The organism is Serinicoccus sp. JS2-9 (genome assembly GCF_059025165.1).
Genome location: NZ_CM180091.1, coordinates 1972478 through 1994417 on the forward strand (window position 1 = coordinate 1972478; position 21940 = coordinate 1994417).

The following is a 21940-nucleotide window of genomic DNA, read 5'->3' on the forward strand; positions in this document are numbered from 1 at the left end:
GCTCCAGTCGCACCACGTCCCTCCGCCGCACGGTGTGACCGGCGACCCCGCCCTCGCCCAGCTCGAGGCCGCGCGGGCGACCGCCCACCACGGGCCCTCCGCCCGACGACCACGCCACGGTGCTGCGCTGTGCCTGTCCGGCGGGGGCTTCCGGGCGGCGCTCTTCCACCTCGGTGCGGTCCGCCGGCTCAACGAGCTGGGGGCGCTGGGCCGGCTGCGCACCATCAGCGCCGTCTCCGGCGGCGCGATCGTCGCCTCCCTCCTCATGCATCCCGACCTGGAGTGGCCCGAAGCGCAGGGGGATCCGGCTCCGGTCGGGGGGCTGGACGAGCTGGTGGCCGAGCCGCTGGCCCGGCTGTGCGGCCGCAACCTGCGCACCCCCGCGCTGCTGTCCCGCCTCCGGCCCAGCGGCTGGGCCCGCGCCGACGCCAGCGTCGGCGTGCTCGCCGACGAGCTGGAGCGCGTCGTCCCCTGGTGGGGCACCGACCTGCGCGAGCACCGCCGCGGCGGTCCGGCGATCCTCACCGGTGCCACCGAGATCGGGTATGGCGTGTCCTGGCTCTTCGCCGATCCCCGCTCGGTCGGTCCGCGGGGGCGGGTGGGCGACCACCGCCTCGGCTACGCGGCGCCGCCACCCGGGCTGCGCATCGTCGACGCCGTCGCCGCCTCCTGCGCCTACCCACCGTTCTTCGCGCCGCTGGAGCTCGACGGCGCCACGCTGGGCCTGGTGGGCGGCGTGCCCGACCCGGACGAGCCGGAGCCGGTCCAGGCCTCGCTCGGCCGGCGCATCCAGCTCGCTGACGGCGGCGTCTACGACAACCTCGGACTGGAGCCCGTCTGGTCCGACCACCAGACGGTGCTCGTGAGCGACGGTGGCGCCGTCTTCCGCAGCCGACCGGCCGGATCGGTGCTGGGCCGGCTGGGGCACCTGCTGGCCATCGCCTCCAGCGGCGGCCAGACGGCCCGGCTGCGCTGGTTGCGGGCCAGCTTCGCCGGGGGGCTGCTGGACGGGGCGACCTGGTCGTTGGAGGCGCCGGGGGCGGTGTCCCGGGTGCCGGGCCACGGGCCGGGTGGAGAGGTCCGCGGGGGTTACTCCGCCGACGTGGTCTCCACCATCAACCGGGTGCGCACCGACCTGGACGCCTTCAGCCGCGGCGAGCAGATGGTCCTTGAGCGTCACGGTTATCTCGTCGCGGACGACTCCGTGCACCGACACAGCCCGGCGACCGTCGCGCTGCAGGCCCCGCTCGACCCGCCCCACCCGGAGGTAGCCGGTCCGAAGGAGGCCGTGGCGATGCTGCGTGGCTCGGCCCGGATCACCGCGCTCGGGCGTCGCTGAGACCCGTCCGCGCCCCTTCCGACCGAGAGCCTCGTCTGATCACTCCGGCAGCCTGATCTGTCCGGTTCGGCAGCCTGGTCGATCCTCCGGGCGGGCACGCACAGGAAGCGCACAGCAGACGCACACGGACCGCACGGGGTGGCAGGATGGACTACACCCATGACGCCGACGACCTCTCCCCAGCTCACCCGCCTCGACGGCAGCCCCGTCCGCGTGCTCGTGGTCGACGACGAGCCGCAGCTCACCGAGCTGCTGTCGATGGCGCTGCGCTACGAGGGGTGGCAGGTCCAGACTGCCGGGACCGGGATGGACGCCGTGCGCGCGGCCCGCGAGTTCGCCCCCGACGCGGTGGTCCTCGACATGATGCTCCCGGACGTCGACGGCATGGAGGTGCTGCGCCGGATGCGGGCGCACGAGCCGGACGTGCCCGTGCTCTTCCTCACCGCGAAGGATGCCGTCGAGGACCGCGTCGCCGGCCTCACCGCCGGAGGAGACGACTACGTCACCAAGCCGTTCAGCCTGGAGGAGGTCGTCGCCCGGGTCCGTGCCCTCATGCGCCGCACCGTCGTCGTCGCCGAGGAGTCGAGCTCGGTCCTCGTCGTCGGTGACCTCACGCTCGACGAGGACAGCCACGAGGTGTCCCGCGCCGGCGTCGAGATCTCCCTGACCGCGACCGAGTTCGAGCTGCTGCGCTTCCTCATGCGCAACCCGCGCCGGGTGCTCTCCAAGGCCCAGATCCTGGACCGCGTCTGGCACTACGACTTCGGCGGCCAGGCCAACATCGTCGAGCTCTACATCTCCTACCTGCGCAAGAAGATCGAGCAGGGCCACGACCCGATGATCCACACCATGCGCGGCGCGGGCTACGTCCTCAAGCCTGCCGCGGGTTCCTGACCTTGGCGGCGACCCGTCGGGCCCGCTCGCTGCGGGCCAAGATCGTGACCTCGGTCGTCGCGATCTTCGCCTGCGTCCTGCTCCTGTCCGGCCTGGTCACGACCGTGGCGCTACGCCAGCAGCTCGTGGGCCAGCTCGACGACGACCTGCGGCTGTCGGCCGAGCGGACCAGCGGCGGGTTCGGCGACGGCGGTCCGCCTGCGGACCGTGACGACGAGGAGCCGGGCGGTATGCCGCAGCTCGGCCCTCGTCCTCCGGGCGGCGGCGACCGGTCGCTCACGGTGGTCGTCGAGGACGTGAGCAGCGATGTCCCCACCGTCTCGGTCAACTCGGTCGTGACGACGGACAACGAGTTCGCCGCCCTCGACGAGGAGCAGCTCGACGTCCTCGTCGCCGCCGTGGAGGACGAGCAGGGCGACGCGGGCCAGGAGGGTGACGTCGGCCCCTTCTCGGTGGACCTCGGCGCCGCGGTCGGCGACTACCGCATCCTGGCGACGCGCTCGGAGGGAGCAGGGGACTCCTTGGTCGTGACCGGGCTCCCGCTCGCCGGGGTGAGCGGCACCGTCCAGCGGGCCGTCATCATCCTGCTGCCGATGGCGCTGCTGTCGCTGCTCGCCGCCGGCGCGGGATCGGCATACCTGGTGCGGCGCAACCTCGCCCCCCTGGACCGGGTCGCCGCCACCGCTCGGTCCGTGTCCGAGCAACGCCTGGAGCGTGGCGCGGTCGTCGTGAGCGACCGCGTGCCTCAGGGCGCCACCGACCCGGACACCGAGGTCGGCCAGGTCGGGCAGGCGCTCAACGACCTGCTCGACACGATGGAGTCGGCGCTCTCGGTCCGGCACGACAGCGAGCAGCGGGTCCGGCAGTTCGTCGCCGACGCCTCGCACGAGCTGCGCACCCCGCTCGCATCGATCCGGGGGTATGCCGAGCTGTCCCGCCGCGAGACCGAGCCGGTGCCCGTCTCGGTCCAGCACGCGCTGCGCCGGGTCGAGTCCGAGTCGCTGCGCATGCAGGGGCTGGTGGAGGACCTGCTGCTGCTGGCCCGGCTCGACGCCGGCCGACCGCTCGAACGCGAGCCGGTCGACCTCACCCTCGTCTGCCTCGACGCCGTCAGCGACGCCCAGGTAGCCGGGCCCGACCACGCGTGGGCGCTGGACCTGCCGCAGGAGCCGGTCGAGCTGGTCGGCGACGAGGGGCGGCTCCGGCAGGTCCTGACCAACCTGCTCGCCAACGCCCGCACCCACACGCCGCCCGGGACCACCGTGACGACCCGGCTGCGGGTGCGCGGCGACCTCGTGGAGGTCGTCGTGGCCGACGACGGCCCCGGCATCCCCGAGGCGCTGCAGTCGACCATCTTCGAGCGCTTCACCCGGGGTGACGACTCGCGCTCGCGGGCCGCCGGGAGCACCGGCCTGGGGCTGTCGATCGTGGCGGCGGTCGCGCGGGCCCACGGTGGGCAGGTGCGCCTGGAGTCGGAGCCTGGGCGGACCGAGTTCGTGGTCAGCCTGCCGGTAGGTGAGCGCCCGTGACGCAGGCCTCGACCGACGCCAGTCCACCCGACCCCGCGCAGACCGTGCCCCCGGCGCGGCTCGTCGAGGAGTCCGGGTATGCCGAACTGCGGCGACTCGTCGGTGCCGGTGGCGTCGTGGCGCTCACCGGCGCGGGCATGTCCACCGCCAGCGGCATCCCCGACTACCGAGGACCGGACGGCACCCGTCGGGTGCAACCGATGCAGCACGGGGAGTTCGTGACCTCCGCGGAGGCCCGGCAGCGCTACTGGGCGCGGGCCTACGCCGGCTGGCAGCGGTTCGCCGCCGCGGCACCGAACCCGGCGCACGAGGCGGTCGCCGACCTCGAGCGCAGGGGTCTGCTGGACCAGGTGATCACCCAGAACGTCGACGGGCTCCATCAGCGGGCGGGCAGCCGGCGGGTGCTGGAGCTGCACGGCACGCTGGCGCGCGTCGAGTGCCTCGACTGTGGCGAGCCGGTGGTGCGCGAGCAGGTGCAGCGCTGGCTCGGCGAGGCGAACCCGGGCTTCCTCGACCACGTGCGCACCGACGGGCGGGTGCGGCCCGACGGCGACATCGCGCTGCCGGAGGAGCTGGTGGGTGGGTTCCGGGCCCCACGCTGCCTCGTATGCGGTGGCGACCGGCTCAAGCCGGACGTCGTCTTCTTCGGCGGGTCCGTCGCCAAGGAAGTGGTGGCACAGGCCTTCGACCACGTCGGGCGGGCGCGCACGCTGCTCGTGCTCGGCTCCTCGCTGCGGGTGATGAGCGGCTACCGGTTCGTGCGGAGGGCGGCGCGCGACGACATACCGGTGGCGGTGCTCACGCGAGGGGAGACGCGGGGCGACGCGGAGGCGACGCTGCGGGTGGATGCGCTCGTCGGTGACGTGCTGCCCCGCCTGGTGCGGGATCTGTCGGGCGGGCCGTCATAGTCTGGTCGTAGTCTGGTCGCAGCGGTCCGGCCCGGGCCGAGAAGGAGGTCAGGTCACGGTGATCACCTACGAGAAGCTGGGTGAGATGTACGACGCGGAGGTCGTCGACCAGGACGGCCACAAGGTCGGCGGGCTCGATCAGGTCTATCTCGACAACAGCACCGGCAACCCGGCCTGGATCTCGGTGCGGACCGGCTGGTGGGGCGGACGGCGGATCTTCTGCCCGGTGTCCAACGCGGTGGTCGACGGCGGCCACATCCGCGTGCCCTACTCGGTCGCCATGATCAAGGAGGCCCCGGAGATCCCCTGCGACGGGCACCTGACCGAGGACGAGGAGGAGCAGCTCTACGACTACTACGCCGTCGACCAAGGCCCGGCACCCTCGGCCTGAGGGTGCGGCGCCTGCCCCCGGTGAGGATGGAGGGGGCCGGGGGAGGCGCCGCGGTCGGTGGGGGTGACGCAGTCAGATGCGGCGCAGGACGGCGGTCACCTTGCCGAGGATGACGGCGTGGTCGCCGTCGATCGGCTCGTAGGACGGGTTGTGCGGGATGAGCCACACCTTGCCGTCGCGGTTGCGGTAGGTCTTGACCGTCGCCTCGTTGTCGAGCATGGCGGCCACGATCTCGCCGTTGACCGCCGTAGGCTGGCGGCGGACCACGACCCAGTCGCCGTCGCAGATCGCGGCGTCGACCATGGAGTCGCCGACCACCTTGAGCAGGAAGAGCTCTCCGTCGCCGACGATCTGCCGGGGGAGGGGGAAGACGTCCTCGACGGCCTCCTCGGCCAGGATCGGCCCGCCCGCAGCGATGCGGCCCACGAGCGGCACGTAGGAGGGGCGCGGGTGGGCGTCGTTGATCCCCGTCTCGTCGATCGTCTCGCTGGAGACCGGCCCGGGATCGGTGTCGCCACGCCGGTAGCCGGGCCCCTCGTCGCCGGGGTGGACCACCTCGATGGCGCGGGGCCGGTTGGGGTCGCGGCGCAGGTAGCCCTTGCGCTCGAGCGTCTTGAGCTGGTGGGCCACCGAGCTCGGTGACGTGAGCCCGACGGCGTCACCGATCTCGCGCAGGCTCGGCGGGTAGCCCCGGTGGTCGACCGAGTCGCGGATGACGTCGAGCACGCGGCGCTGCCGGTTGGTCAGCTCCGCCGCGCCGCCGTCGCGGTCCGGCATCTCGTGGATCGTGGCCATGGTCTCCATCCCCTCATCCGGGCCCCACCCTCTGCGCTCGCCGCCCGGCTGCGGCGCCGGGAGTGCATCATGCCTGGTCAGAAGGTATGTCAGTGGTGGGTGGTTGAGTTCCTGACATGAGCACAGCGTACGCCGGTAGCACGCCGCGGGCAAACATGTGTTCGGTCAGCGTGTCGACATCGTCGCACGCGTGTGCTATCAATAGGACAGACGTGCTATCGGAGATGTGTCCGAAGAGCACCTCGAGAAGGAACACGAGGAAGGTGATCCGCATGAGCACGGCCATCGCGCATGACATCTCGATCCCGCTGCCCGCTCCCAGGCGTCGGAGGGTCGCCCCGGGGCGACGTGGTCACCTGCGCCTCGTCGGTGCCGGGGAGCCAGCCCTGCCTCAGGCGCAGCGCGCGTCGACCCGGCCGACGACGCTGCGGCTGACGCGTCGCGGTCGGCTGGCGCTCACGACGACCGCCGCGCTGGTCGTGGCGCTCGTCGCGGTGTCGATGATCGGCCTGCTCGGACCCGCGGGGGCGACCACGTCGGTCGTCGTCGAGCCGGGAAGCACCCTGTCGCAGATCGCGGCGGAGCAGCTGCCGGACATGCCGCTGAGCCAGGCCATCACGGACATCCAGCGGGCCAACCGGCTGAGCACCACTTCGGTGGCGGCCGGTCAGGAGTTGATCATCCCCGGTCGCTGACCGTGCGGGAGCGAAGCGCCCTGGTTCTGGGTCAGGACGCCCGGCGCAGGGCGTCCCACACCACGGGCATCTGCTCGCAGGGGATGAAGTACCCGATGAGATGCGGGTCGAACATCAGCCCGGTCACGTCGGCCGACTGGTAGGCCTCGGCGGCGTCCACGACCTCCTCCGGGGGCAGAGCTATAGCGCGCAGGTCCTCGTCGGGGGCGACCATGCCGTTCTGGACGGCGAAGTGGCGGGCCCGCTCGGCGCTGGTGAAGGTGAGCAGCATCAACTGGCCCTCGATCTGGGCCGCGGCGGGGGATTCCGCGCCGGGGTCGCCGACCGCGATGAACCACCAGTGCGGCAGGTCCATCGTGGCGCGCCAGAGCGCGGTCATGCCCTCGTGGTCCTCGGGGCCGCTGACGCGGGCCGCCAGCCGGTCGGTCTCGGTCTCCTCCGGCTCGGCCAGCTGCCCGAGATCGGTGGTGCCGCGGCCGGGACCAGTGGCCGCTGGGGGCTGGTCGGGGGACGCGGGGGAGACTGGTCGCTGACCCTCGTGGACGGAGTCCGCCGCCACGTCGTCGGCCGAGGAATCCTCCTGGAACGGCATGTGGGTCGGGTCACTCATATCCTCTATCCGACCACAGGGAGCCGCCGGGGCCAAGCCGGGAGCGGCAGGGGGAGTGTGCGCGCGGGGCCGGCGGTCGCGCCATGATGGACCCATGACAGCCACCAGAGGAGTCAGCAGGGTCGCCGTCGTCGGAGCCGGGTCGGTCGGCGCCACCCTCGCCTACGCCATGCTCATGCGCGGGTCGGCGCGGTCCGTGGTGCTCCACGACGTCGACGCCGCCAAGGTCCGTGCCCAGACGCTCGACCTGCGACAGGGCCTGCAGTTCATGCCGGAGGCGCGGGTCGAGGGGTCCGACGACGTCGCCGTGTGTGCCGGGGCCGACGTCATCGCCGTGACCGCGGGCGCCAAGCAGCAGCCCGGACAGTCCCGGCTGGACCTCGCGGCCTCCACGGCCCGGCTGATGCAGACCCTCATGCCGCGCCTGGCCGAGGTCGCGCCGGACGCGGTCTACGTCATGGTTACCAACCCGGTCGACGTCGTCACCTACGTCGCGCAGCAGGTCACCGGCCTCCCGCAGGCGCGGCTGTTCGGGTCCGGCACGGTGCTCGACTCCGCCCGGCTGCGAGCCCTGGTCGCCCAGCACTGCGGGGTGGCGGTGCAGAACGTCCATGCCTACGTCATCGGGGAGCACGGGGACAGCGAGATCCCGCTGTGGAGCACGGCGACGGTCGGCGCGGTGCCCGTCACCAGGCTCACGACGCGCGAGGAGCGGGACCGGATGGCGCACGACGTCGTCCACGCCGCCTACGAGATCATCCAGGGCAAGGGCGCCACGAACTTCGCCATCGGTGCCTCCGCGAGCCGGATCGTGGAGGCCGTGCTGCGCGACGAGGGCCAGGTGCTGCCCGTGTCCACCCGGGTCGACGGCTACGCCGGCCTCGAGGACGTCTGCCTCTCCGTGCCGACCGTCGTCGGTGCCGGCGGCGCGGAGCGCCAGCTCGCGCCCACGCTCGACGACACCGAGACCGAGGGGCTACGCGCCAGCGCTGCCTCCATCCGTTCGGCGGCGCGCTCGCTCGGCTTCTGAGGCCGAGACCACGGCCACCGGACCCGTCGTGTCGTCCAGGTCGATGCTGTGCGGCACCACGCCACCCGGGCGCGCCGGCTGGCCGTCGCGCCGGTCCGTGGGGGTGCTCGCCGCCGAGGCCTGCGAGGTGGGCGCGCCGCGCAGGCGGGGACCCTGACCGTCGAGGGGGACGACGACCTCGTCGGCGCCGACGTCGACCGGCTCGCCGCGCACCACGAGGGTGACCCGGTCACCGACCTCGACCGCCAGCCGGACGGACTCCTGCTCCACGGTGATCCGCACCCGGGAGCCGTGCCACCGCATACGCCACGTGATCCTGGCCCACCCCTCCGGCAGGCGCGGGTCCAGCGTCAGCTCACCGCCGTGGTCGCGCATCCCGCCGAAGCCCGCGACGAGCGCGCTCCACACACCGCCGGTCGAGGCGACGTGCACCCCGTCCGCGGCATTGCCGTGCCGGTCGTCGAGATCGACGAAGAGCCCGGCGTAGAAGTAGCGCAGCGCGAGGTCGTGGTAGCCGACCTCGGCCGCGACGATCGACTGGACCACGGCCGACAGCGTCGAGTCCCCGGTGGTGATCGGGTCGTAGTAGTCGAAGTCGGCGAGCTTCTCCTCCGGCGTGAAGGCGTCCCCGGCGAGGTAGAGCGCCAGCACCACGTCCGCCTGCTTGAGCACCTGGTAGCGGTAGATGACGAGCGGGTGGTAATGGAGCAGCAGCGGCCGCTTGTCCTCGGGCGTCGCGTCCAGGTCCCAGACCTCGCGCTCCAAGAAGTGGCTGTCCTGCGGGTGCACCTGCGCCTGCGGCTCGAAGGGGATGTACATCCCCTCCGCCGCGCGCTCCCACTCCTCGACCTCGGCGTCCACGAGTGCCAGCCGCCGGCGGGCCCGGGCGAACTGCGCCGGGTCGGTCTCGCGCAGCTCGCGGACCGCCTCCACGGCCGACCGCAGGTTGAGCTGGGCCATGACGTTGGTGAAGAGGTTGTCGTTGACGATGGTGGTGTATTCGTCCGGTCCGGTCACCGCGTGGATGTGGAACTGCTCGGTGCCGTTGGACTGCCAGAAGCCGAGGTCGGCCCACAGCCGCGCCGTCTCGACCAGGATGTCGACGCCCTGGTCGAGCAAGAACTGCCGGTCGCCGGTGGCGCGGGCGTACTTCATGAGGGCGTAGGCCACGTCCGCGTTGATGTGGTACTGCGCCGTGCCGGCCGCGAAGTAGGCCGAGGCCTCCTCGCCGTTGATGGTGCGCCACGGGAAGAGGGCGCCGTACTGCGCCATCTCGGCGGCCCGCTGACGAGCGGCCTCGAGCATCCCGTGCCGGAAGCGCAGCGCGTTGCGCGCCGCCTGCGGGTGGGTGTAGACGAGGAAGGGCAGGACGTAGCACTCGGTGTCCCAGAAGTAGTGCCCGCCGTAGCCCGAGCCGGTGAGCCCCTTCGCCGGGATGCCGTGCGACCCGGCGCGCAGCGAGGCCTGACCCAGCTGGAAGAGGTTCCACCGCACGGCCTGCTGCAGGTGCGGCTGGTCCGGGATCTCGACGTCGGACTCGAGCCAGAAGCGTTCCCAGGTCTGCGCCTGCTCGCGCAGCAGCTCGGGGACCCCGCGCACGACGGCGCGATCGAGGGTGCGGGCGCAGCGGTCGGCGAGCTCATGCGGCGGCACACCCCGGGAGGTATGCACCGCGATCAGCTTGTCGATCCGCACCGGGCGTCCCTCGCGCGCCTCGACCCGGAAGACGTGCTTGGCCAGGTCCGGGTCGACGTAGGTCCGCTCGGTCCAGACGTTGTCGGTGTCGATGTGGTGCTGGGCCATCGTCGCGATGGTCATGCCCGAGTTGTGGCAGCGGTAGCCCAGCAGCAGCCGCTCGTCGCGGACCTCGTGGAGCACTGGGTCGAGCACCCTGTGCTCGAAGGACTCGGCCTTGCGCGGGTCCACGCCCTCACCCATCGCGGCGCTGCGCACGTGATACTCGTCCGAGCCGTCCTGACGGTTGAGGATCTGGCTGGAGATGTCGAGCGCGGCGTTGCCGTCGAGCATCTCGACCTCGAAGGTCATGACCGCCAGGTGCCGCTCGACCACGCCGGCCATCCGGGTCGTGGTGATCCTCACCCGCTTCCCGGCGCTGGTGCGCCAGACCAGAGACCGCCGGAGCAGCCCCGCGCGGAAGTCGAGCTCGCGCTCGTAGTGGTCCAGGTCGGCCGTCGAGAGCAGCAGCGGCTCGTCGTCGACGTAGAGCTTGATGGTCTTCGGGTCCGGGACGTTGACGATCGTCTGTCCGACGCGCGCCAGCCCGAAGGCCTCTTCCGCGTGCCGGATCGGCCAGGTCTCGTGAAAGCCGTTGACGAAGGTGCCGTGCGCGTGGGTGTCGCGGCCCTCCTCGACGTTGCCGCGCAGCCCGAGGTAGCCGTTGGAGACCGCGAAGAGGGTCTCGGTCACGCCGAGGTCGGCGGTCTCGTAGGCCGTCTCGACCAGGCGCCACGGCTCCAGCGGGAAGCGGGTGCGGTCCAGCGGGTCGACCGGGGCGGGCGGGCGGTGGTGGGAGGTGGCGGCCACGGTGCTCCTTGGTCGGACGTCGTCGAACGAGTCAGGTCAGATGAGATCGGCCAGATCGGCCACGACCTCGTCCGCGCCGGCCTCCATCAGTGTCGCGCGACCGGCGCCGCGGTCGACACCGATGACCCGGGCGAAGCCCCCGGCCGCCCCGGCCTCGACGCCGGACACCGCGTCCTCGACGACGACGCAGCTGGCGGGTTCTTGGCCGAGCTGCTCGGCGGCATACCAGAAGGTGTCGGGGCGCGGCTTCCCGGCGAGCAGCTCGTGCGCGGCGACGGTCCCGTCGACGACGACCGGGAAGCGATCGGCGAGGCCCGCGGTGCGCAGCACCGACGGGGCGTTCTTGGAGGAGGAGACCACGGCCATGGCGATCCCGCGGCGCTGCAGCGCGTCGAGCAGGGCCACCGAGCCGGGATAGGCGCGGATGCCCTCGGCCTGCAGCACCTCGTTGAAGAGCTCGTTCTTGCGGTTGCCGAGGCCGCACACCGTCTGCAGCTCGGGCGGGTCGGTGGGCGTGCCGGGGGGCAGGTCGATGCCGCGCGCGTCGAGGAAGGACTGCACGCCCTCGTAGCGCGGCTTGCCGTCGATGTAGGCGTAGTAGTCGGCGTCGGTGTAGGGCGCCATCGAGGTGGGTTGCTGGTCGAGCACGCGGGTGAACATCACCTCCCAGGCGCGCATGTGGACGTCGGCTGTGGGGGTCAGCACACCGTCGAGGTCGAAGAGGACAGCTGTCACGGAGTCCCAGTTCACGCAGGCCAGCCTAGGGGACGGGGTAGGTCGGGGCGTCAGCGATGGCGTGTGCCGGGCGAGCCTGTGGACGGCCGGGTGGGCTGTCGGGGGTGGCGGTTACGGTCGGGGGTATGCAGCAGGTGGAGCAGCAGCAGGTGGATCGCCAGGAGCTGGCCGGGGCGGCGCGCGCGGCGTTGCGGCGGTTGGTCGGCCGGGACGACGCGGACTTCCGGGATGGGCAGCTGGAGGCGGTGCGTGCGCTGGTGGAGGAGCGCGCGCGGGTGCTCGTGGTGCAGCGGACCGGGTGGGGCAAGTCGGCGGTCTACTTCGTGGCCACGTCGCTGCGGCGCGCCGAGGGGGCCGGGCCGACGATCATCGTCTCGCCGCTGCTGGCGCTGATGCGTGACCAGATCGCTGCCGCGGCGCGGGCGGGGGTGCGCGCGGTGACGATGAACTCCGCCAACGCCGCCGAGTGGGACGAGGTGCGCGCCGCCCTCGCCGCCGACGAGGTGGACGTGCTGCTCGTGAGCCCGGAGCGGCTCAACAACCCGCGCTTCCGGGAGGAGCAGCTGCCCGACCTCGCGGCCCGGTGCGGCCTGCTCGTCGTCGACGAGGCGCACTGCATCAGCGACTGGGGGCACGACTTCCGGCCCGACTACCGACGGATCCGGACCCTGCTGGACGGGCTGCCCGACGGCACCCCGGTGCTGGCGACGACGGCGACGGCCAACGAGCGTGTCGTCGGAGACGTGGTCGAGCAGCTGGGTGTGGGTGGGCGCGAGGTCCGCACCATCCGCGGGCCGCTGGCGCGAGCCTCGCTGCGGCTGGGGGTGCTGCCGCGGCTGAGCGCCGAGCAGCGGCTGGGCTGGTTGCTGGCGCACCTGGGCTCGCTGCCCGGCAGCGGCATCATCTACTGCCTCACCGTGTCGGCGGCCGAGGACGTCGCGGAGGCGTTGCGCGGAGCCGGGCACGAGGTGGCCTCCTACACGGGGCGCACCGACCCGGAGGACCGCGAGCGGCTGGAGGGGGCGCTGCGGGACAACCAGGTCAAGGTGCTGGTGGCCACGAGTGCGCTCGGGATGGGCTTCGACAAGCCGGATCTGGGGTTCGTGGTGCACCTGGGGGCGCCGAGCTCGCCGGTCGCCTACTACCAGCAGGTCGGGCGCGCCGGGCGCGCGACGGAGCGCGCCGACGTGCTGCTGCTGCCGGGCTCGGAGGATCGCGACATCTGGAACTACTTCGCCACGGTCTCGATGCCGCGTCAGGACCAGGCCGACGCCGTGCTCACGGCGCTGGCGGAGGCGCAGCGGCCACTGTCGACGCCGGCGCTGGAGACGATCGTGGACGTGCGGCGGACCCGCCTGGAGCTGCTGCTCAAGGTCCTGGACGTGGACGGGGCGGTGGAGAAGGTCCAGGGCGGCTGGGTCGCGACAGGGGAGCCGTGGGTCTACGACCGTGAGCGCTACACGCGGGTGGCCGAGGCTCGGGTGCGCGAGGCCGAGCTCATGCTCGCCTATCAGCAGACCGACGGCTGCCGGATGGCCTTCCTGCAGGAGTGCCTCGACGACGCGAGCGCGGCGCCCTGCGGGCGGTGTGACCGGTGCGCGGGGCCGTGGTTCCCCAGCGACGTCCCCGAGGGGGCCGTGGGCTCCGCGCGAGAGCGGCTGGGTGGCGTGGGCGTGCCGGTCGCGCCGCGGTCGCAGTGGCCCTCGGGGATGCCGCGGCTCGGCGTCGAGGTGAAGGGCAAGATCCCGCCGGCGGAGCAGGCGCTGGAAGGGCGTGCCCTGGCCAGGCTGTCGGACCTGGGGTGGGGGCAACGGCTGCGGGCGGTGCTCGAGCGCGGGCGCTCGGTCGCGGCCGAACCAGAGGGGCCCGAGGATCCCGATGAGCCCGTCGAGACCCGCGGGGCACCTGCGCCGGGGGAGCCGGTGCCCGAGTCGGTGACCCGCGCCGTGGTGGAGGTGCTCGCGGGCTGGGACTGGGCGCAGCGGCCGGTCGGCGTGGTGGCCATGCCCTCGCGCGGGCGGCCCGCCGTCGTCGGATCGCTGGCCGAGCAGATCAGCCAGATCGGGAGGCTGCCGCTGCTCGGGACGCTCGATCTGGCCCACGGCGGTCCGGTCGGAGAGTCGGGCGGCAACAGCGCCTTCCGGCTGGCGAACGTGTGGGACCGGATCGTCGTGGGTGCCGAGCTGCGGGAGACGCTGGCGGGCGTGCGTGGTCCGGTGCTCCTGGTGGACGACGTCGTGGACTCGCGATGGACCCTCACCGTCGCCGCCCGTGCCCTGCGGCTCGCGGGGGCGGACGGCGTGCTGCCGCTGGTGCTGGCGATCGAGGGATGAGGTCGGGAGGACCAGAGCTCGGCAGCGGTGAGGCCGACGGGTGCTCTGGCCACGCGCCGGGCCGGCTCTCAGCGGGGGTGGTGGGCCTGACGATCAGTAGAGGAAGAAGGGGAAGATGCTCGGGTCGTGGGCGTGCACGATCGCGAGGAAGACGACCGCGTCGAAGAGCAGGTGGATGAGCACGACATACGTGAGCGACTTCGTGCGGGTGAAGATATAGCCCTGCAGCAGCGCGAAGGGGATGGTGAGCAGCGGCCCCCAGGAGCGGTAGCCGAGCTCCCACAGGAAGGACACGAAGATCGTGGCCTGCAGGATGTTGGCGGTCCACAGCGGGAAGTGCCGCCGCAGCAGCGCGAAACAGATGCAGATGAAGAAGAGCTCGTCCCACAGGCCGACCGCGTTGACGCCGACGAAGAATCGCCCGAACTCGCTCGCCGTCTGGATGGGCGGCCAGTTCTGATAGCTGCCCGAGCGGATGAAGTAGACCGGCAGGATGAGGTAGCCGAGGACCGGGACGGCGATCACGTAGGCCCACTGGAGGCGTGTCCAGCGGCGGCCGGTGATCCAGGGGAACCTGATGGCCTGTCGCTGGTAGATCAGGCGGTCGACGAGGACGGGCGTGGCCACGGCAGCCGTCAGGACGAAGCCCAGCAGGAAGAACATGTCCCAGCTGATGTCGGCCTCCACCGAGGTGGTGGAGACGATCGCGATGCCCAGTGCGATGAGCAGCAGGTCGCGGAAGAGCTCCCGGTGCAGCAGGAAGGCCGCCACGAGGCTGGCGACGAGCAGCGCATAGCCGGCCCAGGGCAGGTGGATGCCGAAGAGCAGCAACGCGGACAGCGACACGCCGGCGGCGGGCAGGAGCGTGCGCAGACCCGGCACGGCGTCGGCGTCGGCGGGCGCGGCCTGGTCGGCGGTGCGGTCGGCGTCGGCGGAGGTCACGCACCCATTGTGACGGTGCGGCTCAGCCGTCCGCGCGGGGAGCAGGAGTCACGCTGGATCGCGTTGTCGTCCCCGACGGTCAGGTCAGCTCGATGGCCTTACCCCACCGACGGCGAGCGGCGGTCCCGTGGGGCTTCGGCGTCAGGAACTGACCGCGATCAGGGTGGAAGACGGCTTACCAGACGGCGCCTCCAGGCCCCACGCCTCGGCGAGCATGCGATAGCTCCGGCGCCGCATCTCGGGATCGAAGGTGTAGGTCGTGACGATGAGCTCGTCGAGCTTGTGCTGTGCGGCGAAGCTCTCGAGCTTGTCGACGACCACGTCGGGGGTGCCGACCATGCGGACCGACTGGTGCGCGTTGGCGAGCGGCAGCAGCTCGGCCGGGACCACGGCGGCGAGGCTCTCGACCGGCGGATCGAGCGGTGCCGGCTGGCCGGAGCGGATCCGGATGGCCATGAGCTGGGCGGTGGTGAAGAGATGCTCGGCCTCCTCCTGCGTCGGTGCCACGAGCACGTTGACCCCGGCCATCGTCGTGGGTCGGTCCACCTCGGCGGTGTCGGCGTCGGCCCGGAAGCGGTCGCGGTAGAGGCTCAGCGCCTCCCGCAGCTGGTCCGGCGCGAAGTGGGACGCGAAGGAGAAGGGCAGGCCAAGGGCGGCGGCGACCTGCGCGCCCCCCGTGGACGAGCCGAGCATCCACAGCGGGACCTTGGTGCCCTCGCCGGGGAGCGACCGGACGCGGGCACCGGGCCGCGGATCGCCGAGATAGCCCTGCAGGTCACGGACCTCAGCGGCGAAGTCGGGGAGATGCCCGCTGGAGCGGGAGAGCGCGGCGGCGGTCATCGGGTCGGTGCCAGGCGCGCGCCCGAGCCCGAGGTCGAAGCGGTCGCCGTGGATCGTGGCGAGGGTGCCGTAGTACTCCGCCACCATGAGCGGGGAGTGGTTGGGCAGCATGACGCCGCCGGAGCCGAGGCGGATGCGCTCGGTGGCATGAGCGACGTGGCCCAGGAGCAGAGAGGTGGCTGAGGACATGAAGGCCTCGGAGCCGTGGTGCTCGGCCATCCAGAAGCGGTGGTAGCCGAGCTGGTCGACCTCTCGGGCCAGGGCCACGGACTCCTCGATCGCGGTCGCCGGCGTCATGCCCTGCGAACGGGGCACGAGGTCGAGCACGGACAGCGGGACGCGCGGTGATGACATGTCTGGGTCAACGCGAACGGATGGCCAGGTATGCCGTGCCGGCGTCACCGGTGGGCCTGCCAGCGACCGGACGCGAGGTATGCGGTGCCGGCGTCACCTTCGCGCACAGGTATGCCGTGGCGGCGTCACCTTCGGGCAGGCCTACGAGCCGGCCCGTGCGGGCCGGCGTCGGGGCGGGGTGGTCAGAGGTGCCAGGTGACGGTGCCGCCGTGGAGGGTGGCGGTGAGGTCGTGGTGGTGGACGTGAGTGTGGTGCCGCCCGCAGAGCAGGGCGAGGTTGGTGGTGTCGGTGGGCCCGCCGCGGGCCCAGTGGGTGAGGTGGTGGGAGTCGCACCACTGGGGTGGCGCCGAGCACCCGGGGTAGGTGCACCCGCCATCCCGGACGGCGAGGGCCTTCCACTGGGCCGGACTGGCGAACCGTGCGGTGCGGCCGAGGGTGAGGGGTTCCCCGTCGGGGTTGACCCAGACGGGTGTCACATCGGCGGTGCAGGCGGCCTGGGCGGCGGCGGCCGGGGACACGTAGTCCCCGGTGGCCGTGGTCGCCGGCCCGGTTTGGGTGCCGGTGGCGGGGTCGACCGGGATGGTGAGGATGACCGCGGCGCGTGCGGTGGAGGGTGGCGCGCCGGGGTGGCCCAGGCCACGGTTGACGACGGTCATGAGGGCGTCGAAGCGGCGTTGGGTTGGGGTCCGGTCATCGGTGCTGGTGACGTGCCCGCGGGAGTCTTTGGTCGGGGCGGGCGCGGCGAGGGCGGAGGTGAGGATCCCGGTGATCGCGGCGGCGGCCCCGTCGGGGGCGTCGATCGTGAACCGGGTCAACCCGCGCCCGACCTTGCGGGTCGTGACCGACCGCAGTGCGTGCGCGGCACGCTCCCGCTCTTTCGGCATTTTCTCGTTCAGGAGTTGCTCGATCAGGGCGTGGCACACCTTCGCGAGCTCGGGGTCGGTCAGGTCTTTCCGGGCGGCGGCGTTGGTCGCGATGGTGGCGTAGGCCTCCTGCTCGTCGGGGTACAACGAGGAGGCGAGGCGTTTCATGGTGCGGGCGACGAGCGCGGCTCGGTGCAGCGGGATCTGCCCGGCTGCGACACCGTCGGCTAGTTGCGCCGTCGCGGGCGATTGGGAGGCGGTCACGACGTCTTTGATGTGGGCGGCGTCCGTGACCGACAGGAAGGGGCAGCGGACTCGGAGCCAGTCCACCAACGACAGGGCCGAGGCGGTGTGCAGGCCTCTGGCTGCGGCTTCTCGGGCCAGGGTGAACCCGAACGCGCCGAGCTGGGTGTGCAACGTGCCGAACGCGTCGATCGCGGTGGTCAGGTCGCTGTCCTGGACGGTGACCGTGTCCTCGGCGGTCAGGGTGGCCCGGGCCAGGCCGCGGCGGGCGCCGTCCACGCCTCGGGACAGCTCTTCGGTCGGGAACCAGTGCGGCCCACCGTCCAGGGCCAGGGCGACCTCGTCCATCAACGCGGTATAGGCGGACGGGTCCAGGTCATCGGTCGTGACGACCGCGTTGAACGCCGCGTCCTCCTCGGACCAGTCGACCTCCGAGACCCCGCCACCAGCGCCGCCGTGATCGCCCGAGCCGCTGTCGTGACCCGAGGCACGGTCGCGGCCCGAGCCACAGCCGCAGCCGTGTCCCGAGCCGCAGCCGCAGCCGTGGCCTGAGGCGCAGTCGTGGTCCGTGGCTGGCCGCGGGTCCCGGCCAGCGACCTCGGTGACATAGGCCCGGATGTCGGCCTCCACCTCCAGGGGCGCGGCATCCCACGCCGAACCACCCCAGGAAGCCCGCCCCGACGGCGCCCACACGTCCGCCCCCGGCTGGCTCCCTCCCCCTGATTGCTGCATACCCACACTCAAACACCCACCACTGACAAACCCCCTGACGTGCAACGATGCCGGTGACACCTGTCATCGCTCGGCGGTCGCGAGGGGTGGCAGAGTGGAGGCATGGGAAAGACGAGCCAGCGTGACGCCGCCTGGGCACGCTGGGGCTGGCTCTTCGGCGCGATCTGGTTGGGCTTCTTCGCCTTCCCGCTGCTGTTCATCTGGGGTGGCGACCGCGCTCTCCTCTGGCAGCTCGGGTCAACGGCGGTAATCGCCGGGTTCATCGTCGGCTACGTCGTCACGGTGCGGCGGACCACGCACCAGGTGGTGGACGGGGACTTCGCGGCGGCGCAGCGCGACGGGCTGATCGGTCTGGCTGCGTTGCTGCTGCTCGCGGTGGTGCTCGCGCTGCTCGTCGGCCCCAACGCGCTCACGGCGCTGCCCTTCGTCGTGAGCATCTCGGTGTTCTTCCTGCCGTGGCGCCTCATCTGGTTCACCTCCATCCCGATCTTCGTCGTCGGCCTCGTGGCGAGCGCCCTGACGTGGGGAGTCTGGCCGTCGGGGATGTACTGGGGCATCTCTCTGCTCGTGCTCGCCATCTCGGTGCTGAGCCGCTATCTGGAGGAGCAGCAGGAGGCCGCGACCGAGACCGAGGGTCAGCTCGCGCTCACGGCGGAGCGTGAGCGCGTCGCGCGCGACGTCCACGACGTCCTCGGGCACTCGCTCACCGTGGTGACGATCAAGACCGAGCTCGCCCGCCGCCTCGTCGACGCCGACCCGGAGCGCGCCAAGGAGGAGCTCGCGCAGATCCAGGACCTCACCCGCCAGGCGCTGGCCGAGATCCGCGCGACGGTCGGCGGGCTGCGGGTCGTGCGGCTGGCCGAGGAGGTCGACTCCGCGCGGATGGCGCTCGAGGACGCCGGGATCGACGCCGAGCTGCCGGTCAACCTCACCGTCGTCGACCCGCGGCACCGCATCACGCTCGCCTGGGTGCTGCGCGAGGCGGTCACCAACGTCATCCGGCACAGCCAGGCCGGGGTATGCGCGGTCGAGCTGGGGGAGAGCACCCTCCAGGTGCGGGATGACGGGCGTGGCGTTGGGGGCCAGGGTGAGGGGAACGGCATACGCGGGCTGAGGGAGCGGGTCGAGCAGGCCGGCGGCAGGTTGGAGATCGGACCGGGGCCCGACGGTGTCGGGACCCTGCTGGAGGTGAAGCTGTGATCAAGCTGCTGCTCGCGGACGACCAGGCGCTCGTGCGGGGCGCGCTGGCCGCGCTGCTCGATCTCGAGCGCGACATGGAGGTCGTCGCGCAGGTCGGGAGCGGCGACCGGGTGGTCGACGCGGTGCGCGACGCCGCGCCCGACGTCTGCCTGCTCGACATCGAGATGCCCGGCGCCGACGGGATCGCCGTGGTCGAGGCGCTGCGCGAGGCAGGTATGCAGACGCGGTGCCTCATGGTGACGACGTTCGGCAGACCGGGGTATCTGCGTCGGGCGATGGATGCCGGGGCGAGCGGTTTCGTCGTCAAGGACACTCCGGCGCCGGAGCTGGCCGAGGCGGTGCGGCGCGTGCACGCCGGGTTGCGGGTGGTCGACCCGACGCTGGCGACCGAGTCGCTCATCGGCGGGCCGAACCCGCTGACCGAGCGCGAGCGAGAGGTGCTGCGCGAGGCGCTGGACGGCGCGCCGGTGGCGACGATCGCGACCCGGCTCTACCTGTCGCCCGGCACGGTGCGCAACTATCTGTCGTCGGCGATCGGCAAGACCGGCTCCGCGACGAGGGTCGAGGCGGCGAAGTTCGCGGAGGACCGGGGCTGGTTGTAGCGCCGGTGCGTCAGTTGTCGTAGAGGCGGTTACGGGAGGTGAGGACCTCCAGCGGTGCGGCGGGCCCATCGATGACGGCGCTGCTCGGGATGGTGTTCCAGTCGCCGCCGTCGACGCTGACCTCGCCGCCGTACTCCACCGAGATGTAGGGCGCAACGTCCGCCGCGTCGGCGTATTCGTGCGTGATGTCGCCGTCGGGATAGGGGCCGCCCAGGCTCTTGGTCGGGCCGATGCTCGTGCCGTCGCCGGTCAGGTATGTCGCACCGATGAGGGTCGGGCGGATGCGCACCTCGTGGCCCACGATCGTCGTGGTGTCGATCTCGGAAGGCTCGAACCCGTCCTCCGGCCAGGCGAGTTGGAAGTAGACGGGCAGGTTGACCAGGGTTCGGCCGTCCGGAGGCTCGAGAATCGCCTGGGGGAGCGCGAAATCGGTGCGGTGGAACTGCTCGACGATCATCGCCTCGGTGAGCTCCTGGGCGGGCTCGCCGGAGCGGGCCGGCACGGCGTCAGTGAAGCAGGTGGGCGCCACCTCCTCCCAGCCGCCGGTCGGGCCGGAGGCATCGGCGGTGCGGCGATAGATCCAGGACCGCGGACCGGAGGACTCGGGGACGTTGTCCTCGCAGAAGGAGACCGCGAAGCCGCAGATCTCGAGACGGGGCTGCTCGGGGCTGTTCGGTGGCCGGCAGTCGATGACGGCGACGTAGTCGTACCAGGAGGTGGGGTTCTCAGAGTTACTCCCCGACGGCCACTCATCGGCCTTGTAGGCGACCTCTTCCCGCGTCAGGCCAATCTCTGCGCCGCCCCCAGTATTCTCGCATTCGAAGCCTCCGCAAGGAGGGTCGTCCACGGGAGAGGCAGGCATCAGTGCCGCCGCCAGGACGGAGCCGATCTGTAGGGCTTGGGCAGCGGCGGTCATTGCTCGATGGTTATCTCATCTATCAGCCAGCCGTCCTGCCATGACGTTCGAAAAATGAGGGTCGCGGCTTCGCTCTCCAATTCTCGGTCTGTGGGTTCGCCATCGCGGAGGTAAGGCTGCGCAATCTGCTCTAGCTCGATCGCTACTCGGGCCGAGTCCTCCATAAACATCGACTCGATCGGTCCAACAATGAAGGTGTCCTGAGCGAGGGACTGATTATTCTCTACGCCGTAAGTGACCGATTGCTCACGGTTGGCGCATGACTGGCAGCTGTCGGAGGCGAACTTCTCCAAGAGCCCGGCTTGGGGCTGCCGTCCTGTGAAGTTGACGAGCTCGATGTAGTGCTCGACGAACGCCTCCGCCCCTTCCTCCGTCTGCTCCATCGCCTCTGCTGGCATCTCGGGCGGCCCGGCGGCGGGGGCCTCGGTGCTCGCCTTCGCCTCAGTCGTCGCAGCCTCCTCCTCGGCCGGCGCCTGCGTCGCGGTCGTCAGCGCTTCCTCGGACGTGGGCGGTGGCGCCGGTTCGGCCGACCCGTCGCACCCGGCGACGACGACACCCGCCAGCATGACGGCAGCAACGATCACGGTGCGTCTCACGACATACCCCTCCTGAATCAGCCGGCCACGGGTCGACCGCGGCCGTCGGACCCTGCCAGTCTGCAACATGATCGAGAGCCTGCACCGTTGTCCACAGTAAAAGTTCGGTAAGGATCCACCCGGCGACTCACTCGACGAAGCCGACCTCCTGGACCAGCCACACGCCGTCCCATCGCAGCGTGAGGGCCATCTCCGCGGGCGCGCCGTCGTCCGCCAGTCGCTCGACGGACGCGTCGACCTGTGCCGTTGCGCCGGTGACCGCCGCCGAGATATCCGTCGTCCGGACGAAGCCCTCCGGCCGCCCCATCGCCCGCGCGGCGTCCTCGAGCCCGGCGCAGGTCCAGCAATCGTCGGTGCGCAGGCTGGCGGCGTAGGGGACGTAGCTGGTCTGGAACGCCCAACCCAGAGCGTCGAGGTAGTGCTCGGCGAACGCCGCGGCACCGGCTTCGGTCTGCTGCACCGCGACGTCGTGCATCTCGGGCGGCTCGCCGACCGGAAGGGGTATGTCGTCTGCTTCCTCAGTCGCGAGCGCCAGGTCTCCCGTTGCCGCCGCGGTCGTCGCGGTCTCCGGCGCCTGCGTCGCCGCCGCAGCTTCCGTCGCCCCCGCCTCCGTCGTGGCCGCGACCTCCGTCGTCGCGACGCCCTCCTCGATCGCGGCATCTCCCGTCCCGAGCGCGGCCTCCGACCCGGGCGGCGCGGCCGGGCGAGGGGAGTCGTCGCACCCCATCAGCGCAGCCGACCCCACGACGGCAGCGGCGACCCACGCGACTCTCCTCACGGCATACCCTCCCCGGACCGATCCCCGACGGACCGGGCCAGTCTGCACCATCCCCTCCGGTCGGCCGCGAC

At 72.0% G+C, this 21940-nt stretch carries 20 protein-coding genes; 10 read left to right on the forward strand and 10 right to left on the reverse strand.

Annotated elements, in window-relative coordinates:
- The first annotated feature begins 34 nt into the window (after positions 1 to 34).
- From AC5PYY_RS09645 to AC5PYY_RS09665, 5 genes are all read left to right on the forward strand, one after another.
- Positions 35 to 1339, forward strand: a complete 1305-nt coding sequence (locus tag AC5PYY_RS09645) for a patatin-like phospholipase family protein (protein WP_493896604.1) — start codon at positions 35 to 37, stop codon at positions 1337 to 1339.
- 159 nt (positions 1340 to 1498) lie between these two features.
- Complete coding sequence (locus tag AC5PYY_RS09650; RefSeq protein ID WP_493896605.1) at positions 1499 to 2233, forward strand: response regulator transcription factor; 735 nt, start codon at positions 1499 to 1501, stop codon at positions 2231 to 2233.
- A 2-nt stretch (positions 2234 to 2235) separates the two neighbouring features.
- Positions 2236 to 3762 carry a sensor histidine kinase gene (locus tag AC5PYY_RS09655; protein WP_493896606.1) on the forward strand — a complete coding sequence of 509 codons (1527 nt, stop codon included), beginning with the start codon at positions 2236 to 2238 and terminating at the stop codon, positions 3760 to 3762.
- Positions 3759 to 4670 (forward strand): Sir2 family NAD-dependent protein deacetylase, encoded by a 912-nt coding sequence (locus AC5PYY_RS09660; RefSeq protein WP_493896607.1) that lies wholly within the window; start codon positions 3759 to 3761, stop codon positions 4668 to 4670. Before AC5PYY_RS09655 ends, AC5PYY_RS09660 begins: the two co-directional genes overlap by 4 nt.
- Positions 4671 to 4728: 58 nt before the next feature.
- Positions 4729 to 5061 carry a PRC-barrel domain-containing protein gene (locus AC5PYY_RS09665; protein ID WP_493896608.1) on the forward strand — a complete coding sequence of 111 codons (333 nt, stop codon included), beginning with the start codon at positions 4729 to 4731 and terminating at the stop codon, positions 5059 to 5061.
- Positions 5062 to 5133: 72 nt separating this feature from the next.
- Here AC5PYY_RS09665 and lexA read toward each other — a convergent pair whose 3' ends face one another.
- A complete protein-coding gene (gene lexA, locus AC5PYY_RS09670) occupies positions 5134 to 5856 on the reverse strand; it encodes a transcriptional repressor LexA (protein WP_493896609.1) in 723 nt (240 codons plus the stop codon).
- Positions 5857 to 6128: 272 nt separating this feature from the next.
- Here lexA and AC5PYY_RS09675 point away from each other — a divergent pair, with 272 nt between their 5' ends.
- The gene (locus AC5PYY_RS09675; protein WP_493896610.1) at positions 6129 to 6551 is read left to right on the forward strand and encodes a LysM peptidoglycan-binding domain-containing protein; all 423 of its coding nucleotides are present in this window, start codon (positions 6129 to 6131) and stop codon (positions 6549 to 6551) included.
- Positions 6552 to 6582: 31 nt separating this feature from the next.
- On the opposite strand, the gene AC5PYY_RS09680 is transcribed toward AC5PYY_RS09675, so the two are convergent.
- Positions 6583 to 7161 (reverse strand): hypothetical protein, encoded by a 579-nt coding sequence (locus tag AC5PYY_RS09680; RefSeq protein ID WP_493896611.1) that lies wholly within the window; start codon positions 7159 to 7161, stop codon positions 6583 to 6585.
- 94 nt (positions 7162 to 7255) lie between these two features.
- Here AC5PYY_RS09680 and AC5PYY_RS09685 point away from each other — a divergent pair, with 94 nt between their 5' ends.
- Positions 7256 to 8191, forward strand: a complete 936-nt coding sequence (locus tag AC5PYY_RS09685) for an L-lactate dehydrogenase (protein ID WP_493896612.1) — start codon at positions 7256 to 7258, stop codon at positions 8189 to 8191.
- On the opposite strand, the gene AC5PYY_RS09690 is transcribed toward AC5PYY_RS09685, so the two are convergent.
- Positions 8138 to 10735: a glycoside hydrolase family 65 protein gene (locus AC5PYY_RS09690; RefSeq protein ID WP_493896613.1), complete on the reverse strand. Its 2598-nt coding sequence runs from the start codon at positions 10733 to 10735 to the stop codon at positions 8138 to 8140. The genes AC5PYY_RS09685 and AC5PYY_RS09690 overlap by 54 nt on opposite strands.
- A gap of 36 nt (positions 10736 to 10771) precedes the next feature.
- Positions 10772 to 11485 carry an HAD family hydrolase gene (locus tag AC5PYY_RS09695; RefSeq protein WP_493896614.1) on the reverse strand — a complete coding sequence of 238 codons (714 nt, stop codon included), beginning with the start codon at positions 11483 to 11485 and terminating at the stop codon, positions 10772 to 10774.
- Positions 11486 to 11595: 110 nt separating this feature from the next.
- Here AC5PYY_RS09695 and AC5PYY_RS09700 point away from each other — a divergent pair, with 110 nt between their 5' ends.
- Positions 11596 to 13803 (forward strand): RecQ family ATP-dependent DNA helicase, encoded by a 2208-nt coding sequence (locus AC5PYY_RS09700; RefSeq protein ID WP_493896615.1) that lies wholly within the window; start codon positions 11596 to 11598, stop codon positions 13801 to 13803.
- Positions 13804 to 13896: 93 nt separating this feature from the next.
- Here the strand turns inward: AC5PYY_RS09700 and AC5PYY_RS09705 are convergent, their stop codons facing one another.
- The 3 genes from AC5PYY_RS09705 to AC5PYY_RS09715 form a co-directional block, all read right to left on the reverse strand.
- Entirely contained in the window at positions 13897 to 14745 is an 849-nt protein-coding gene (locus AC5PYY_RS09705; RefSeq protein WP_493896616.1) for a CPBP family glutamic-type intramembrane protease, read from the reverse strand.
- A 141-nt stretch (positions 14746 to 14886) separates the two neighbouring features.
- The gene (locus tag AC5PYY_RS09710) at positions 14887 to 15939 is read right to left on the reverse strand and encodes an LLM class flavin-dependent oxidoreductase (RefSeq protein ID WP_493896617.1); all 1053 of its coding nucleotides are present in this window, start codon (positions 15937 to 15939) and stop codon (positions 14887 to 14889) included.
- Positions 15940 to 16121: 182 nt separating this feature from the next.
- Positions 16122 to 17777, reverse strand: coding sequence for an HNH endonuclease signature motif containing protein (locus AC5PYY_RS09715; protein WP_493896618.1), 1656 nt, complete (start codon positions 17775 to 17777; stop codon positions 16122 to 16124).
- A gap of 102 nt (positions 17778 to 17879) precedes the next feature.
- Between AC5PYY_RS09715 and AC5PYY_RS09720 the strand changes: the two genes are divergently transcribed.
- Positions 17880 to 18977 carry a sensor histidine kinase gene (locus AC5PYY_RS09720; RefSeq protein ID WP_493896619.1) on the forward strand — a complete coding sequence of 366 codons (1098 nt, stop codon included), beginning with the start codon at positions 17880 to 17882 and terminating at the stop codon, positions 18975 to 18977.
- Positions 18974 to 19579, forward strand: a complete 606-nt coding sequence (locus AC5PYY_RS09725) for a response regulator (RefSeq protein ID WP_493896620.1) — start codon at positions 18974 to 18976, stop codon at positions 19577 to 19579. The genes AC5PYY_RS09720 and AC5PYY_RS09725 overlap by 4 nt, the downstream gene beginning before the upstream one ends.
- A 10-nt stretch (positions 19580 to 19589) precedes the next feature.
- On the opposite strand, the gene AC5PYY_RS09730 is transcribed toward AC5PYY_RS09725, so the two are convergent.
- The 3 genes from AC5PYY_RS09730 to AC5PYY_RS09740 all read right to left on the reverse strand — a co-directional run bounded on the left by AC5PYY_RS09730 (position 19590) and on the right by AC5PYY_RS09740 (position 21869).
- Complete coding sequence (locus AC5PYY_RS09730; RefSeq protein ID WP_493896621.1) at positions 19590 to 20426, reverse strand: hypothetical protein; 837 nt, start codon at positions 20424 to 20426, stop codon at positions 19590 to 19592.
- A gap of 65 nt (positions 20427 to 20491) precedes the next feature.
- Complete coding sequence (locus AC5PYY_RS09735; RefSeq protein WP_493896622.1) at positions 20492 to 21091, reverse strand: DUF6318 family protein; 600 nt, start codon at positions 21089 to 21091, stop codon at positions 20492 to 20494.
- Positions 21092 to 21218: 127 nt separating this feature from the next.
- Positions 21219 to 21869 (reverse strand): hypothetical protein, encoded by a 651-nt coding sequence (locus tag AC5PYY_RS09740; protein ID WP_493896623.1) that lies wholly within the window; start codon positions 21867 to 21869, stop codon positions 21219 to 21221.
- Positions 21870 to 21940 lie beyond the last annotated feature (71 nt).